General features: G+C 70.4%; 16 protein-coding genes. 8 read left to right on the plus strand and 8 right to left on the minus strand.

Translation table 11 applies throughout. The features are described from left to right. Nucleotides 1-2: 2 nt before the first annotated feature. The 4 genes from AB0I77_RS09305 to AB0I77_RS09320 form a co-directional block, all read right to left on the minus strand. The gene (locus AB0I77_RS09305; protein WP_363281778.1) at nt 3-1,721 is read right to left on the minus strand and encodes an ABC transporter substrate-binding protein; all 1,719 of its coding nucleotides are present in this window, start codon (nt 1,719-1,721) and stop codon (nt 3-5) included. 162 nt (nt 1,722-1,883) lie between these two features. After that, nucleotides 1,884-1,976 carry an Ms4533A family Cys-rich leader peptide gene (locus AB0I77_RS09310; protein WP_363281779.1) on the minus strand — a complete coding sequence of 31 codons (93 nt, stop codon included), beginning with the start codon at nt 1,974-1,976 and terminating at the stop codon, nt 1,884-1,886. Nucleotides 1,977-2,032: 56 nt separating this feature from the next. Next, entirely contained in the window at nt 2,033-3,367 is a 1,335-nt protein-coding gene (locus tag AB0I77_RS09315; RefSeq protein ID WP_363282067.1) for a DUF3152 domain-containing protein, read from the minus strand. 155 nt (nt 3,368-3,522) lie between these two features. Continuing rightward, nucleotides 3,523-4,590 (minus strand): alpha/beta hydrolase, encoded by a 1,068-nt coding sequence (locus AB0I77_RS09320; RefSeq protein ID WP_363281780.1) that lies wholly within the window; start codon nt 4,588-4,590, stop codon nt 3,523-3,525. Nucleotides 4,591-4,802: 212 nt separating this feature from the next. Between AB0I77_RS09320 and AB0I77_RS09325 the strand changes: the two genes are divergently transcribed. The 4 genes from AB0I77_RS09325 (at nt 4,803) to AB0I77_RS09340 (ending at nt 6,704) form a co-directional block, all read left to right on the plus strand. After that, the gene (locus AB0I77_RS09325) at nt 4,803-5,027 is read left to right on the plus strand and encodes a hypothetical protein (RefSeq protein WP_363281781.1); all 225 of its coding nucleotides are present in this window, start codon (nt 4,803-4,805) and stop codon (nt 5,025-5,027) included. 202 nt (nt 5,028-5,229) lie between these two features. After that, nucleotides 5,230-5,871, plus strand: a complete 642-nt coding sequence (locus tag AB0I77_RS09330) for a TetR/AcrR family transcriptional regulator (RefSeq protein ID WP_363281782.1) — start codon at nt 5,230-5,232, stop codon at nt 5,869-5,871. A gap of 151 nt (nt 5,872-6,022) precedes the next feature. Further along, nucleotides 6,023-6,250, plus strand: a complete 228-nt coding sequence (locus tag AB0I77_RS09335; protein WP_363281783.1) for a DUF3107 domain-containing protein — start codon at nt 6,023-6,025, stop codon at nt 6,248-6,250. A gap of 184 nt (nt 6,251-6,434) precedes the next feature. Then, nucleotides 6,435-6,704 (plus strand): hypothetical protein, encoded by a 270-nt coding sequence (locus AB0I77_RS09340; protein WP_363282068.1) that lies wholly within the window; start codon nt 6,435-6,437, stop codon nt 6,702-6,704. Nucleotides 6,705-6,758: 54 nt separating this feature from the next. On the opposite strand, the gene AB0I77_RS09345 is transcribed toward AB0I77_RS09340, so the two are convergent. Further along, complete coding sequence (locus tag AB0I77_RS09345; RefSeq protein ID WP_363281784.1) at nt 6,759-7,535, minus strand: ferritin-like domain-containing protein; 777 nt, start codon at nt 7,533-7,535, stop codon at nt 6,759-6,761. A gap of 468 nt (nt 7,536-8,003) precedes the next feature. Between AB0I77_RS09345 and AB0I77_RS09350 the strand changes: the two genes are divergently transcribed. Both AB0I77_RS09350 and AB0I77_RS09355 read left to right on the plus strand, forming a co-directional pair. Further along, nucleotides 8,004-10,517, plus strand: a complete 2,514-nt coding sequence (locus tag AB0I77_RS09350) for a DEAD/DEAH box helicase (protein ID WP_363281785.1) — start codon at nt 8,004-8,006, stop codon at nt 10,515-10,517. A 150-nt stretch (nt 10,518-10,667) separates the two neighbouring features. After that, nucleotides 10,668-11,561, plus strand: a complete 894-nt coding sequence (locus AB0I77_RS09355) for an alpha/beta hydrolase (protein ID WP_363281786.1) — start codon at nt 10,668-10,670, stop codon at nt 11,559-11,561. A gap of 49 nt (nt 11,562-11,610) precedes the next feature. Here AB0I77_RS09355 and AB0I77_RS09360 read toward each other — a convergent pair whose 3' ends face one another. Next, nucleotides 11,611-12,504, minus strand: coding sequence for an NYN domain-containing protein (locus AB0I77_RS09360; RefSeq protein WP_363281787.1), 894 nt, complete (start codon nt 12,502-12,504; stop codon nt 11,611-11,613). 254 nt (nt 12,505-12,758) lie between these two features. Between AB0I77_RS09360 and AB0I77_RS09365 the strand changes: the two genes are divergently transcribed. Then, nucleotides 12,759-12,911, plus strand: a complete 153-nt coding sequence (locus tag AB0I77_RS09365) for a hypothetical protein (protein ID WP_363281788.1) — start codon at nt 12,759-12,761, stop codon at nt 12,909-12,911. 126 nt (nt 12,912-13,037) lie between these two features. Here AB0I77_RS09365 and AB0I77_RS09370 read toward each other — a convergent pair whose 3' ends face one another. Both AB0I77_RS09370 and AB0I77_RS09375 read right to left on the minus strand, forming a co-directional pair. After that, the gene (locus tag AB0I77_RS09370; RefSeq protein WP_363281789.1) at nt 13,038-13,895 is read right to left on the minus strand and encodes a PHP domain-containing protein; all 858 of its coding nucleotides are present in this window, start codon (nt 13,893-13,895) and stop codon (nt 13,038-13,040) included. Between the two features lie 127 nt (nt 13,896-14,022). Next, nucleotides 14,023-14,664 carry a DUF6758 family protein gene (locus AB0I77_RS09375; RefSeq protein WP_363281790.1) on the minus strand — a complete coding sequence of 214 codons (642 nt, stop codon included), beginning with the start codon at nt 14,662-14,664 and terminating at the stop codon, nt 14,023-14,025. Between the two features lie 181 nt (nt 14,665-14,845). Here AB0I77_RS09375 and AB0I77_RS09380 point away from each other — a divergent pair, with 181 nt between their 5' ends. After that, entirely contained in the window at nt 14,846-16,117 is a 1,272-nt protein-coding gene (locus tag AB0I77_RS09380) for an MFS transporter (RefSeq protein ID WP_363281791.1), read from the plus strand. Nucleotides 16,118-16,137: the final 20 nt, after the last annotated feature.

Here is a 16,137-nt window from a genome sequence, read left to right on the forward strand (position 1 = left end):
GGTTACTTGACCGCGACCTGCGAGATGTCCAGCACACCGGTCCAGTCGCTGATCACGACGTTCCTGATGTCCTTGCCGTACAGCCGCTGGTAGACGGGGTGGAACAGCGGCACGGTCAGCGCCTGCTCGCCGATCTTCTTGTCCAGTGCACCCCACCGCTTGGCGGCAGCGTCAAGATCGGTCAACTTGTTGATCGCGTCAATCTCGGCATTGACCGACTTGTCGTCCAACAGGCCCGTGTTGAAGTTCGAGCCGTCCCGGACGATCTGCCGACCGTCGAAGATCGGGGCGAGGAAGGGACCGCCGGAAGGCCAGTCGGCACCCCAGTGGGCGAGGAAGAAGCCCGGTTCGGTCTTCACGTTGTGGATCTTGTCGGAGTAGTCGTTGTCCTCGAGACCCTGGAGCTTGACCGTGATGCCGGCCTTCTTGAGCGCGTCCTGGATCGCGGTCGCGATCTCCGGGCTGGTCTCGAAGTCCCTGGCGTTGGAGTGGGTCAGCGTCACGGTGAGCCCGCTCTGGTAACCGGCCTGCGCCAGCAGTTCCTTGGCCTTGGCCGCGTTGCCGGTCTTGCCCGCAGGGAACAGGTCGTACGGCTCGTAGCCGAAGGACTTCTGGTTGGGCAGGAAGGTGGTGGCGGACTCGGCCAGCGCGGAACCGCCTGCCGCGTTGACCACGGAGGAGCGGTCGATGGCGTACGAGATCGCCTGCCGCACCTTGATGTCATTGAACGGCTTGACCGTCGGGTTGAACGCGATGTAGTTCGTGTAGCCGAAGTGGCCCGTGCCGACGCGCGAGGCCAGATCCTTGTCGCCCGTCACCTTGGCGAGCTCTGCCGGGCCGAGGTTGGTGTCCGTGGTGACCGCGGCCGCGTCCGCTCCCTGGGACGAGGACAGCCGCTGGTTGATCACGGAGGAGTCGAGCCCGGACCGTACGTCGATCTTGTCCGGGTAGGCCTTTCGCTCGGCGTCCGTCGAGGCGGACCAGTACGTGTTGCGCGCCAGGATGATCCGCTCGCCGTCGTTCTCGTTCGAGACGACCTTGTACGGGCCGGACGAGACCGGGTGCTCCTCGTACTTGGTACCCGTGTCCTTGGCCTTCGGGACCGGCGTGGTCTGCGTCTGCGTGGCCAGGTACGGGAACTCGCCCTCGGGCTTGTTCAGGTGGAAGACGATGGTCCGCTCATCCGGCGTCTCGATGGCGTCGAGCCCGCCCTTGTCCTTGTACGGCCCCTGGTAGCCGGCCGCACCGACCAGCCAGTCCCGCAGGTAGGGGGCGCCCCCGGACAGCTCGGGGGCGAAGGAGCGCTCGATGCCGTACTTGATGTCGGCCGAGGTGATCGCGGTGCCGTCCTCGTACTTGAGGCCCTTCTTCAGGGTGTACGTCCAGACGGTCGCGTTCTTGCTCGGGCGCCCGATGTCGGTGGCGAGGTCGGGGACGACCTTCGTGCCGGCGGCGCCGTTCTCGCGGTTGCGCGTGGTGAGCGTGCGGAACACGAGGGAGGGCACATTGCCGCCGCCGGAGGTGTACAGGCGGGCGGGGTCGAAGTCTTGCTGCGGGTCGGAGTTCAGGACTGTCAGGGTGCCGCCCTTGTGGGGCGTGGAGTCGCCGCCGGCGCCCTTGGCATCGTTGTCCTCCGGCCCGCAGGCGGCGGCGCCCGCTGCCAGGGCCAGGCCGACGGATGCCGCGGCCACACGGCGCGCTATGAGGGACGGTTGACGCATCGGAGACGACCTCTCGGAATGATGAGTCTCGCAAAATGAGACGTATTGACGAGCAGTGAGACAGAGATCAACAGACGTCTGCCCCGGCGTCAGGTCGTCGGAACCGGTGACCGAGTTACGGGAGTGAAAAAAGTTCGCGACGCGCACGCCTGGGGGCGGGCGTCAGCGACAGAGAATGTCCGCCACGCAGAGCGGGGTCACGCCGATGAGCGCCAGCTCGAAGGCGGCGCGTTCGGAGGCGTGACGGGGCGACATGCGCAGCAATATGTATGACTTTTCCGCGCATGTCAATGTGACATCGGTGTCAACCGTCAACTCCCGGGGTATGCCCAGGGGTTGGCACGGCAGTGGATCCCGTCGTAGTCGAGGAACTTGGTCTGCTGTTGCATGACCGGCGCGAGGTCGCCGTCCTTGTCGCACGTGACGTGGCTGTAGCCGAGCCGGTGGCCGACTTCATGGTTGATCAACATTTGCCGGTACGCATGGATGTGATCACCGTATGTCTTCGATCCCTGCGCCCATCGATACGCATTGATCATCACGCGCTCGGTGGAGGCCGAGTCGCACGACACGTTGTCCACGGTGGTGTCCAGGCCGGACTTGGCGCACCACTCGGCGGTGGTACCGGGACTGGCGAGCGTGATCACGAAGTCGGGCTTGCCGGAGTAGATGCGCTCGAAGGTGCGGGCGCCGTTGTGCGCCCAACTCCGCTTGTCGTTGAGGGTCTTCTGCACGGCCTCGGCGAAGAGTTCACCGTCGAGGCCGAGCCCCTGCTCCACGTCCACACGGTAGGTGTACTTCTGCCCCGTGCCGGGGGCCTTGGCGATCCCGGGGATCGCGTCGAACGTGCCCGAGGCCTTGAGCGTGGCGCCGAGCGGGTAGGTCTTGTCCATCTTCTGCTCGTATGTCAGCGGCGCCGCTTCGGCGGACGCCGAGGACGTCGGCTGCCCGTCCGCGCGCGGGGCCTCGTCGCGGACGTCCCGGGCCTGGTCGGTGGCGGTCTGCGACGGTACGGCGCTGTCGTCACGCCCGTCGGCGACCTGGCCCGCCACGACGATGGCCAGCGCGGTGGTGACGGCCGCGGCCGCGATCCCGGTGAACGTCCGCCCCTTGGCTCCCTTGGCCGGTGCGGGCTCGCCCGTCGGAGGCGCGTCGTCGTCATCGACGCCGTCGGCGCCGTCGCCGCCGGTCTCGGGCCAGGCGGTGACGGATCCGTACGGGTCGGCGGCGTGCGCGGTGGTCCGGGTACGGCGCGCCGAGGCGTCGGTACGGGGCGCGAAGACGTCGTCGTCCTCCCCGAAGGCGGCGAGGTAGTCCTGCCGCGGCCCCCTCGGCCCTGTCGGCGGCGCCGGCCGCTGACGCGGTATACCCGGCCCACCGCGCTCTCCACCGGCCCGCCCGCTCAAATCGCCCCAGCCGCCGCCGGCTTCACGCTGCTCGGGATGCCCGCCACGGACGCCCCGGGCGGGGGTGCCGTCGGGGAACCGCGGGGTGCCATGCGCGGGCGTGCCGTCCTCGAGCCGCGGAAAGCCATGGGCCGGGGTGCCGTCCGGAAGCCGCGGAAACCCATGGGCGGGGGTCCCGTCGGGAAGACGCGGCATCCCGCGCGCGGGAGTCCCGTACCCCGCAGGCCCGTACCCGGGCATCCCGCCCACCGGCGGTGCCGGCCGGCCGGTCTGCGGGCCCGCAGGCCGTGCCCTGCCCGTCACATCCCTGTTGTCCGTGTTGTTGTCGCCGTTGTCACCCCTGGGGGCACTCTTGGGAGCGGCTCCACGTCGACTGTGGCGTCCCACGTCGTGCCTCAGCTCCCCGAGTTCGTAGTACTCGACATCCTGGCGCCATCATCCTCGGCCGAACCCGAACCGGCCGACCCCGAACCGGCCGAACCCGAACCGGCCGAACCGGCGGCCTCAGCGCCGGAGACCTCCGCGAGGAGTTCGCGGAACGCCCCCGCCACCGTCTCCGGGTATTCCATCATCGCCACGTGCCCTGCCTCGGGAAGGGTAAGCAGACGTGAGTCGCGGAAGGAACGCGCCGCCTTCTGGGACATGCGGAATCCGACGAGCTGGTCCCGGCCGCCGTAGACGAGGAGGGTCGGGGCGAGGACGCGCTCGGCCTGGCGCCACAGCGCGTGCTGGCCGCCCAGCGTGTACGCGTTCACGATCCCGCGCGCGGAGCGCGTCATCGCGTCCCAGAAGTACGGCAGCCGCAGCCGACGTTCCATCTCCTCCACCGCGTGCCGGAACGCTTCCGGCGTCACCCGCCCGGGATCGCCGTAACACAGCGCCATGACCCCGCTGACCCGCTGCTCCGCCGTCCACTGCCTGGTGAACCGGGTGAAGAGCCCGGCCACGCCGGGCACCGCCAGCAGCCCCGTCGGTACGGCCGTGCGCTGGACGCGCAGCTCCGGCAGCGCGGGCGAGACGAGCGTGAGCGTCCGCACGAGATCGGGACGCACCGCGGCCACGCGCGTGGCGACCGCTCCGCCGAGCGAGTTCCCGAAGAGGTGCACCGGCCCGCGCCCGGAGGCGTCGAGGTAACGGATGCACGCGCGCGCGTGCGCCGAGATCGAGTAGTCGCCGTCGTCCGGTGGCGGGGAGTCCCCGAAGCCCGGCAGGTCGACGGCCTCGCCGTCGACGGCGTCCTCCAGCCGCTGCATCAGCGCGGACCAGTTCTGCGAGGAACCGCCGAGTCCGTGGACGTACAGCGCGGGCGGCGATCCCGCGCGCGTGGGGGGCCTCGAACGGACCGTCAGGGTGATCCCCGGCAGCCCTACCGACCTGAGCCGCTCCCCTTCCGCGACCCTGACAGGCGCCGCCTTGGGGAGCACGCTGGCGGGCGCCACTGACGGCAGCTCGGTCGAAGACATGCGGCAATGTTACGAGACGATCACGCAGTGGTTCATGTGTTCGCCGTCACAGACAGGAACCGTTACATACAGACATCGTCACAGACAGGCACCGCCACAGACGGGCACGCGGATCAATGGCGTATGGATCGGGTGTCTCCTAGGCTCGTACGCAGGGCACCCGCATGTGGCCCCCTGTTCCACGCAGGGATGTTCTAGGAAGGGAGCCCGTCATGACCGTTGACCCCACCGACCCTGAGACGTTCGTGGACGAGGACACCGAGAACGACGAGGAATTCGATGTCGAGGCCCCCGAGGTCGACGCGGCCGAGCAGCACACGGACGTCACGCAGGATCGTGACGACCCGCTGAACGGCGTCGACCCGGCCCGCGCCAACGAGGCCGACCTCATCGAACAGACCCGCATCGTCTCCATCGACGAGGACGACTACCGGTGATGCACCGGAGGCACCGGAGTGACCACTGCTGAGCAGGAGTGGTGCGCCTTGCTGCCCGATAGATCACGACTTCAAACCCTCTGTGCCGATTTAGCCACCGTCCGGTCCGTGAAATTCTGCGCCCGCAGCGCGCACACCACGGTTACCGAAAAGTACGATGGCGACGCGGCGCACACCGCGAGTGGACGATTTGGGAGGCGGCGTGACAGCCATCGAGCAGACAGAGGCGGCACGCCCGCGAGGCACGCGCCTGCCGCGCCGTGCCCGACGGAACCAACTGCTGGGCGCCGCCCAGGAAGTCTTCGTGGCGCAGGGCTACCACGCGGCAGCGATGGACGACATCGCCGAGCGGGCCGGCGTCAGCAAGCCGGTGCTCTACCAGCACTTCCCGGGCAAGCTCGACCTGTACCTGGCGCTGCTGGACCAGCACTGCGAGTCGCTGATCCAGTCCGTACGGAACGCGCTCGCGTCGACGACCGACAACAAGCAGCGCGTCCGGGCGACCATGGACGCCTATTTCGCGTACGTCGAGGACGACGGCGGAGCCTTCCGCCTGGTCTTCGAGTCGGACCTGACGAACGAGCCCGCGGTGCGCGAGCGCGTCGACAAGGTCACGAACGAGTGCGCGGAGGCGATCCGCGACGTGATCGCCGAGGACACCGGCCTCTCGCGCGACGAGTCGATGCTGCTCGCCTCGGGTCTGGGCGGCCTCGCCCAGGTGGTGGCCCGCTCCTGGCTGCACAGCGACCGCAGCGTCCCGCGCGAGCAGGCGGTACAGCTGCTGACGTCGCTGGCGTGGCGGGGCATCGCCGGATTCCCGCTGCACGGCACGGACCACCACTGAGCGGACCACCACTGAACCGTCGTTTTGTTCCCGCGGGATGTTCGCTCCTGGCGTTCTCGGCCGGAACGTGCACGTCCCCTCACCGGGCTAATGTGTGCTGGTACGGCGCGGAAGGTCGCGCACTTCACTGATCCGTCGGAGGGACATAGCCGTGGAGGTCAAGATCGGCGTGCAGCACGCGCCTCGCGAGATCGTTCTGGAGAGCGGTCAGAGTGCCGAGGAGGTCGAGCAGGCGGTGTCCGAGGCGCTGGCCGGCAAGTCGCCGCTGCTGAGCCTCGTGGACGAGCACGGCCGCAAGGTCCTCGTCCCGGCCGACCGTCTCGCCTACGTCGAGCTCGGTGAACCGGCCCCGCGCAAGGTGGGCTTCGGCGCGCTGTAGTCACACGCGACGAGAGGGGCCGGGCGACCTGTGGTCGCCGGGCCCCTCTCGACTTTTCCGCACTCGACTTTTCCGCACACATGGAGCACAGGCCGCGCACACAGGAGGATTGCATTCCGCAGGTCACGGGTAAGACGGGCTACGGACGTAACGCGCAGTGTGGCCGTGTGGGAGGGACCCCATGATGTTGTTCGAAGCGCTCGGCTCCGCTCTGCTCGGTCTCGTGCTGGCGGGGGCGGCGATCCACCGGCTTTCCCACCGCCTGCCCGCCCGCTCCCTGGTCCTGGCGACCGGAGTCGCCGGAGCCCTCTTCGGCGCCTTCGTCACACACAGCGCGCTGGACGCGGGCAGTGTCGTACTGAATCTGATCGGCGCGGCGATCGTCTCCGTGGCCTCGCTGTCGCTGCTGCTGCGCCCCGCGGGAAGACTCCGCCGCCGATCGGCGACGGCCTGACCCACCGCCGCCGATCGCGGCATCCCTCGTGAGAAAGCGGCAGTTGAGGAACGGCTAGGCCGCCAGCCCCAGCGCCGCCATCCGCTTGGTGTGCGCCTCGGTGATCCGGGAGAACATCCTGCCGACCTCGGCGAGGTCGAAGCCGTCCGCGACGCCGCCCACGAGCATCGTCGACAGCGCGTCCCGGTCGGCGACCACCCGCTGGGACTGCGACAGGGCCTCGCCCATCAGCCGCCGCGCCCACAGCGCGAGCCGCCCGCCCACGCGCGGCTCCGCGTCGATCGCCGCGCGCACCTTCTCCACGGCGAAGCCGGCGTGCCCGGTGTCGTCGAGCACGGCCAGGACGAGTTCGCGGGTGTCCGCGTCCAGCCGCGCGGCGACCTCCCGGTAGAAGTCGCTGGCGATCGAGTCGCCGACGTACGCCTTGACGAGCCCCTCCAGCCAGTCCGAGGGCGCCGTCTGCTTGTGGAATCCGTCCAGCGCGGCGACGAACGGCTCCATCGCCCGGGTCGGCTCCTCGCCGATCTCAGCGAGCCGGTCGCGCAGCTTCTCGTAGTGGTGGAACTCGGCCGACGCCATCTTCGCCAACTCCGCCTTGTCCGCGAGGGTCGGCGCCAGCTTGGCGTCCTCCGCGAGCCGTTCGAAGGCCGCCAGTTCCCCGTACGCGAGTGCGCCGAGCAGGTCCACGACCGCGGCCCGGTACTGCGGTTCGGCACAGGCCTGCGCCCAGTTCTGGGCGGCGACCCCGGTGCTGCCCGAGGAGGCTGCCGAGGCTTCTGCTGGTGCGTCAGATGCGTCAGGGGTGTTGTCAGGCGTCGTCATGAAGCGCACAATAACCCGCTCTCCCCGCGACGGAAGTCCCTGGTCATTCACTGTGACGACGACTACGTGACCAAATCGGCCATCGCATGTGCGCGATTCCGGGGTATGGTGGTAATGCGCCCGCTGAGTACTCAGACGTATCTCGACGGGCCGCATGAATGAGGATGCCCGGTCGGTGGCCCGATCGGCTCCGACCCGACAGCCCTCCTCGTCCGTACGGCACAGTGCGTACGGAATCCGGAGGGGGACCCTCAGCGGTACGAGCGCTAGAGCGTCGGCAGCGGTCCCGTGCCCTACGGCCCGCCGTAAGGCAGCCGACGTCCCCGGCACGGTTCTGACACGACCCCCGCGCTCGCCTCGCACCGCCCACACAGAAGAGGCAGCACCCTGACTACTTTCCGAGAGCTCGGGATCCTTCCCGAGACCGCCGAAGCCCTAGAAGCCGTCGGCATCATCAGTCCCTTCCCCATCCAGGAGATGACGCTCCCCGTTGCCCTGACCGGCACCGACGTCATCGGCCAGGCCAAGACCGGCACCGGCAAGACGCTGGGCTTCGGCCTCCCGCTCCTCGAGCGCGTCACCGTCCCCGCCGACGTGGAGGCCGGGCGCGCCAAGCCCGAGGATCTCACCGACGCCCCGCAGGCGCTCGTCGTCGTCCCCACCCGCGAGCTGTGCACGCAGGTCACCAACGACCTGCTGACCGCGGGCAAGGTGCGCAACGTACGCGTCCTCGCCATCTACGGCGGCCGGGCCTACGAGCCCCAGGTCGAGGCCCTCAAGAAGGGCATCGACGTCGTCGTCGGCACCCCGGGCCGGCTGCTGGACCTCGCGGGCCAGAAGAAGCTCAACCTCAAGCACATCAAGTCGCTCGTCCTGGACGAGGCCGACGAGATGCTCGACCTGGGCTTCCTGCCCGACGTCGAGAAGATCATCAACATGCTGCCGGCCCGCCGCCAGACGATGCTGTTCTCGGCGACCATGCCGGGCGCGGTCATCGGCCTCGCGCGCCGCTACATGTCGCAGCCCACGCACATCAGCGCCACCTCGCCGGACGACGCGGGTCAGACGGTCCGCAACACCGCGCAGTTCGTCTACCGCGCGCACAACATGGACAAGCCCGAGCTGGTCGCGCGCATACTGCAGGCCGACGGCCGGGGACTGGCCATGGTCTTCTGCCGTACCAAGCGCACGGCGGCCGACATCGCCGACCAGCTCCAGCAGCGCGGCTTCGCCTCAGGCGCGGTCCACGGCGACCTCGGCCAGGGCGCCCGCGAGCAGGCCCTGCGGGCCTTCCGCAACGGCAAGGTGGACGTCCTCGTCTGCACCGACGTCGCCGCGCGCGGCATCGACGTCGAGGGCGTGACGCACGTCATCAACTACCAGTCCCCCGAGGACGAGAAGACGTACCTGCACCGCATCGGCCGTACCGGCCGCGCGGGTGCCAAGGGCATCGCGATCACCCTCGTCGACTGGGACGACATCCCGCGCTGGCAGCTGATCAACAAGGCGCTGGACCTGAAGTTCAACGACCCGCCGGAGACGTACTCCACGTCCCCGCACCTCTTCGAGGAACTGAGCATCCCCGCGGGCACGAAGGGCGTGCTGCCGCGCGCCGAGCGCACCCGCGCCGGGCTCGGTGCGGAGGAGGTCGAGGATCTCGGCGAGACCGGCGGCCGCGGTGCGCGCGGTCGCGGTGACCGGGGTGACCGGGGAGGCCGCAGTGATCGGGGCGGCCGCGGCAACCGGGCCGAGTTCGAGCCCGCCTCCGCGCCCGCCGACCGCGAGCGTCCGGCCCGCACCCCGCGTCGCCGCCGCCGTACGCGCGGCGGGACCCCGCTGGACGCTACGGCGCCTTCCGGGGCACTCGCGCCGCAGGAGACCACCGCGGCGGAGGACGTCACGGCGTCCCGCACCCCGCGCCGTCGCCGCCGTACGCGTGGTGCGGTGGGCGCGGAGGCGGGCACGGCAGCGGTGGTCGACACCGTGACGCCCCAGGCCGCCGAGCCCGCCGAGTCCGCTGTGGCGACGGCGGCGGGTACGGCTGTCCTGGAGGCCCCCGAGGCCCCCGAGGCCCCCGCCAAGTCGCGCCGCCGCCGGACCCGCAAGTCCGCGGAGGCGGAGGCAGCGGTCACGCCGGAGGCGGTTTCCGAGGCGCCGGAGGTGTCCGAGGTTCCGCAGGCGTCAGAGCCCGAGGCTCCGGCCACCAAGCCGCGTCGTACCCGCACCCGCAAGGCGGCGACTGCGACGACCACGGCGTCTACGGCGACAGCTACGGCCGCCGCCGAGGCCGCCGTCGACACGGCCGAGGGGACCGTCGAGTCCGCACCGGAGACGACGGAAGCCACCGCCCCGGAAGCCAAGCCGCGCCGCACTCGCACCCGCAAGACCGCGGCCCCGGCTGAAGCCGCCGTCGACACGGCCGAGGCCACCGAGGCCAAGCCCCGGGCGCGTCGGACCCGCAAGACCGCCGAGGCCGTCGTGACCACGACGGAGGCCGCGGAAGCGGTAGCGGCCGTGGAAGCGGTGGAAACCGTTGCCACCAAGCCCCGTCGTAGCCGGAAGGCCGCCGCCGCACCTGAGGCAGCCGTCGACACGGCGGAGGGCGTGGAGGCCAAGCCGCGCCGTACGCGCAAGGCCACCGCGGCCAAGACCGTGGCGGACACGGCCGAGGCGGACACGGCCGAGGCAGTCGAGGCCAAGCCGCGCCGGACCCGCAAGACCGCGGCGCCGGCCGAGGCAGCCGTGGACGCGGCGGAGGGTGCCGAGGCCAAGCCCCGCGCTCGTCGGACCCGCAAGGCCACGGCCGCCGCGGAGCCCGCGGCGTCCGCCGACATCCCCGCCCAGGCCACGCAGGAGCCGGAGGTCGCACCGCGTCGCCGGACCCGTAAGGCCACGGCGGCGACGGAGGTCTCGGGCGAGACGGCCGAGGCGAAGCCCAGGGTGCGCCGGGCCCGCAAGGCCACGGCCGCCGCGGAGCCCGCGGAGGGCTGAGTCTCCCGCTTGACGCTTGACGGCTTGACGACCTGACGACCTGACGGCCCGGTCCACCTCGCGTGGGCCGGGCCGTCGGCGTTCCGGCCGCCCTCTCCCACCGCCCCGCCCCGGTCGGACAAGGGTTCCCCCGCCCGATACCCTCACCCCGTGAACAGCCAAGCCGCCTTCACCCCGCCCCCCGGCACCCGTGCGTACCCGCTCCGCACCGCGCGCGGTGAGTTCGCCGTCGTCGATTCACCCGTGGCCGTCGGCGTCCCACAGAAGGGCGTCGTGCTGCTGCTGCCCGGGTTCACCGGGAGCAAGGAGGACTTCGGGCTGTTGCACGAGCCGCTCGGGGCGCGCGGGTACCGTACCGTCGCCGTGGACGGGCGCGGGCAGTTCGAGTCCGACGGGCCCGCGGATGATGAATCCGCCTATGCCCAGGCCGAGTTGGCGCGCGACGTGCTCGCCCAGGCCGACGCCCTCGGTACGCACGTGCACCTGCTCGGGCACTCTCTCGGCGGACAGATCGCCCGCGCCGCCGTACTGCTCGAACACTCCCCGTTCCGCTCGCTCACCCTCGTCGCCTCCGGCCCCGCCCAGATCTCCGACTCCCAGCAGCAGCGCGTGAAGCTGTTGCGGGACGCGCTCGGCGTGATGGGCCTGGACGAGGTGTGGCAGGCCATCCTGGCCATGGGTCCGCCCGAGGAGGTCGGCGGGCCGGCCCGCGGCATCGGTGGCCTGGAGCTGCTGCACCGCCGTTGGCTGGGCCACAAGCCCGCCCAACTCCTCGCCACCGGTCGCCAGTTGTGCACCGAGCCGAACCGGGTCGCCGAGCTCGCCGCCGTCCCGCTCCCGTTCCACGTCCTGTCGGGCGCCCACGACGACACCTGGCCGGTGACGCTGCTCGACGACATGGCCATCCGGCTGCGAGCGCGCCGGACGGTCATCCCGGGAGCCGAACACTCCCCCAACGTGGACCAGCCCCTCCCGACCGCCCACGCCCTCGCCGACTTCTGGGACAGCGTCCAGCACGACAAGGTCCAGCACGACAAGGTCTAGTACGACGTCCATCCAGCACGGCAGGCCCTAGTACTGCCCTGGTACCGCCCTAGTACTGCGTCTGCACATGGTCCCAGAAGCCGTCCCGCAGGGCCCGCCGCAGGTCCGCCTGGCCGCGCAGCGAGTACTGGAGCAGGCCCTCCGCCTCCACCAGCAGGTCCTGGTCCACCGAACCCGGCAGATACGGGTGGCCCGGCAGCAGTTCCACCAGCGCGTCCCGGCCTCGTGCGGCCAGCCACTTCGCCGCGATCTGCGCGCCGACGAAACGGACGTCCTCGCGGGTGGGACGGCTCGCCGCGGCCTCGTAGGCGGGAATCGTGCGCCGGGACACGTACGGCTTGAAGAAGTCGAGGTCGAGGGTGCGCTGGCTGTCGACCTCCCACAGCAGCGGCTCCGCCTGGTTGCGGCCCTCCGGCGCCTCGATGCCCCACAGGTGGACGCGAGCGCCGTACCCCTGCGCCGCCTCGACCGCCGAGACCAGGTCCTCGTCGCCGCCGAGGAGCGCCGCGTCGCTGATGGCGCGGTGCCGGGCGAGGGATTCCAGGTCCGACCTGATCAGCGAGTCGACGCCCTTCTGCTGGTTGTTGGCGTTGAGGTTGCCCAGTCGGACCTTCACGTCCGGGAGTTCGGCGATCGACTGCTGCTCCGCCGTGTGGATGCGGCGTCGCGCGCCGTCGTACCAGTACACCCGCAGCAGCCTGCTGTCCGCGAAGATCGTGCGGGCCCGGTCGATGAGCGCCTCGATGAGTCCCTCCGCGTCCAGATCGAAGGCGCGGCGGTCCTCCGTCCCGGCCACCAGGCGTCCCGCCGCCGCGTACAGGTACCCCGCGTCGACGAAGATCGCATGGGTCGATGGCGTCTTCGCCACCTCGGCGAGCATGCGCTGGAGCAGCTCGTTGGTGCGGTCGATGCGGGCGCTGAAGGCCGCGAGGTCGTCGTTCATCGCCTCCATTGTCCCGGCGGTCACGCTGCGAACACAACTGGTCCCGGTCAGTCCCCCATCGGGCCTGTCCAGAACCTGCCGGACCCGAGACCGCTTACCGTTCAGTAATTAGCCGTTCGAAAAATTTCTTTAGCGTAGGGAATGTTTGTAACACACAGCTCGTTGACTACTTACGGAACAGGGGGCGCCGATGCTCCGTGGGCCATCCACCCAGTAGTTCTCCTCAGGAGGATGACCAGACGAAGGGAGAAGCCATGCGCTTCGAAATCATGCGACTGGACGACGTCGACGGAACGCCCGTCGACACCACCGTCGTAGACGCCGCCTCCGTCAACCGTATCGTTCAGCAGGCTGCCGCGATCGGGCAGCGGCTGTGGATCCGCCCGGCCGAGACCCAGGCCTCGTAAGCCAGGATCCCCTTACAGGTTTAAGAGCCCCCGTACGGCATCGACGCCGCACCGGGGGCTCTGCGCGTTGCGATCAGCAGGAGGGGCAGCCCGCGAGGGAGCGGAGGCGGGCCGGGGGCCCGCGCCTCAGACCCCGCCGGCCCCCGGCACCGGAAACGCCCCGGTCGCCCGGCGCGTGATCTCCCCGTACACCTCGGGATCCGTCACGTACTCGCCGAGCACGCAGGTCTTCCGGCTGCCGTGGTAGTCGCTGGACCCGGTCGTCAGCAGCCCGAGCTCCTTGGCCAGCCCGCGCAGCCGCGCGCGGGCGTCCGGGTCGTGGTCCATGTGGTCGACCTCGATGCCGTCCAGCCCGGCCGCGGCCATCTCGGCGATCGCGGACTCCGGAACCGTACGGCCCCGCTTGGCGGCGGCCGGGTGCGCGAACACCGCGACACCGCCCGCGCCCTTGATCAGCCGGATCGCCTCGAAGGGGTCGGTCTCGTGCTTCTCCACGAAGGCCCGGCCGCCGTCGGCCAGCCAGTCCGGGGTGAAGGCGTCGCTCACGGTCGGTACGACACCGGCCTCGACGAGCGCGGTCGCCACATGCGGGCGCCCCACCGAACCGTCGCCCGCGATCCGCGCCACCTGCTCCCAGGTGACGGGCACCCCCAGCTCCTGAAGCCTGGCGACCATGCCCCGCGCCCGCGGCACCCGGTCGTCCCGCACCAATTCGCGCTCGGCGAGCAGCGCCGGCTCCTCGGGATCGAAGAGGTAGGCCAGCATGTGCATGCTCACACCGTCGATACGGCAGGACAGCTCGGCCCCGGTGACGAGCGTGAGCCCCCGCGGCAGCGCGCCGATCGCCTCGGCGTGTCCACGGGTGGTGTCGTGGTCGGTCAGCGCGACGACGTCCAGACCGGCCGCGGCGGCGCCCAGCACCAGCTCGGCGGGGGTGTCCGTACCGTCGGAAGCAGTGGAGTGGGTGTGCAGATCGATGCGCACGAACGCGGACTCCAGACAGCGACGGAACAGAGGCGGACGCTAGAAGGATAACCGGATTTCCCAGCCGCCCCGTCACACCCGCAACGACTGAGCGCCCCCTACAGAACCCGGTGCGACACCCCGAGCGCTACGGCTTGAGCAAGCGCGGCGACAACGCCCCGCACGGCAGCAACTCCACCTCGGCCCCCGCCTCCCGCAAATCCGTCAGCACCAGCTCGTCGTACATCAGCAGCCCCGACTGCTCGGGCCAGACGACCGCCCACAGCCACAGCCCGAGCGCCTCGCCCGCGAAGACGGCACGGTCGTCCGGGGCGCCGGAGACATGCCAGAGCGGGGTCGGGCGGCCGGCCGCGAGGACCTTGGCCTGGGGTGGCTTCTCGACCTGCATGTACGGCCCCGGGTCCGGGCCGTCGACACCGGCGTACCGTGCGCCGAGGCCGACGCCGAGTTCCTCGGCGACCAGGATCAGCTCGCCCACGCCGCCCAGCGGTCCGGGGCCGGTGCACGCCACGGCGGTGGCTCGGCCACCACTGCGGTCGTCGCCCGCGCAGGCCACGCCCGTGAACAGCCAGCCGACCGGCAGCGGCCACGGCATCCACACCGGCACCTGTGTGCGGTGCACCACGACACCGAGGGCCTCGACGCTGGGCGGGATCACGGGCTGCACCGGATGCACGGCCCCGTGCGCATCGCACTGCCAGGTATCGGCGAAGAGTCCGGGAGCCCTGACCCGGCCACCACACTTCGGGCAACTGGGTTCGCCCCTCATAGAGCCCCACGGTCCTACCCCTGCTCCGTCACGTCAAGGACGATCACCCGTCCGGGCGGAGCATTCACAGAACCGTTCATTCAAGCACTCACCAGCGGAACTACATGCAGCTTGCATTATTTAGCCACCCTAACTTACTGTGTGCATATACCAACTATCTTCGTCTGGACGGGAGAACGTGATGGGAGCAAGCCAGGACCCCTTCGACGCGGGAGCGGGTGGCATCCTGCGACAGCCCAAGGCGGTCTGGGCGACCGCCGGCGCGTCCGTCGTCGCCTTCATGGGCATCGGACTCGTCGACCCGATCCTGCCGTCCATCGCCGAGGGCCTGAACGCCACGACCAGTCAGGTCTCCCTGCTCTTCACGTCGTACTTCCTCATCACCGCCGTCGCGATGCTGGTCACCGGCTTCGTCTCCAGCCGCATCGGCGGCCGCAAGACCCTGCTGCTCGGCCTCGCGCTGGTCGTGGTCTTCGCGGGGCTCTCCGGAACCTCGACGTCCGTAGGCGAACTCGTCGGCTTCCGGGCCGGCTGGGGCCTCGGCAACGCCCTCTTCGTCTCCACCGCCCTCGCGGTCATCGTCGGCGCGGCGGCGGGAGGCAGCGCGGCGGCGATCCTGCTGTACGAGTCCGCCCTCGGCCTCGGCATGGCGTGCGGGCCCCTGCTCGGCGCGCTGCTCGGTGACGCCAGCTGGCGCTACCCGTTCTTCGGCACCGCGTTCCTGATGGCCGTCGGCTTCCTGTGCATCGCGGTGTTCCTGAAGGAGCAGCCGAAGCCCGCGCGGAAGACCTCGCTGCTCGACCCGATCAAGGCGCTCGGCCACGGCGGCCTCGCCTCCGCCGCCGCCTCGGCGTTCTTCTACAACTACACGTTCTTCACCGTGCTGGCCTTCACGCCGTTCGTGCTGAACATGACCCCGTACAAGTCGGGTGCCGTCTTCTTCGCCTGGGGTGTGCTGCTGGCCGTCTTCTCGGTGATCGTGGCGCCGCGCATGCAGGAGCGGTTCGGCTCGCTGAAGGTGCTCGGCGGCTCGCTGGTGCTGCTCGCCGCCGACGTGCTCGTCCTCGGCTACGGCAACCACACCGCGGCCATCGTCTGCACGATCCTGTCGGGTGCCTTCATCGGCGTGAACAACACCGTGTACACGGAGCTGGCCCTCGGGGTCTCGGACGCCCCGCGCCCGGTGGCGAGCGCGGGCTACAACTTCGTCCGCTGGTTCGCGGCCGCCGCCGCGCCCTTCTTCGCGCCGAAGATCGAGGAGTGGACCGACATCCACATCCCGTTCGTGGTCGCCGCCGTGACGGCACTCCTGGGCGCGCTCGTGGTCGTCGTACGACGCAACGCGCTCGCGCTCCCCCACTCTCGGCTTCGCTCGAGCGGGGGGACCCCCATGGCGGAGGAGCTGGAACCGAGGCACGCGACCGAGGACAGCGTCACCGTGTTCGCCAACTGACGCATTCCAGCCACTGATTG

Origin of the sequence: Streptomyces sp. NPDC050619 (genome assembly GCF_040654815.1) — a bacterium.
In the GTDB taxonomy this organism is placed as follows: domain Bacteria; phylum Actinomycetota; class Actinomycetes; order Streptomycetales; family Streptomycetaceae; genus Streptomyces.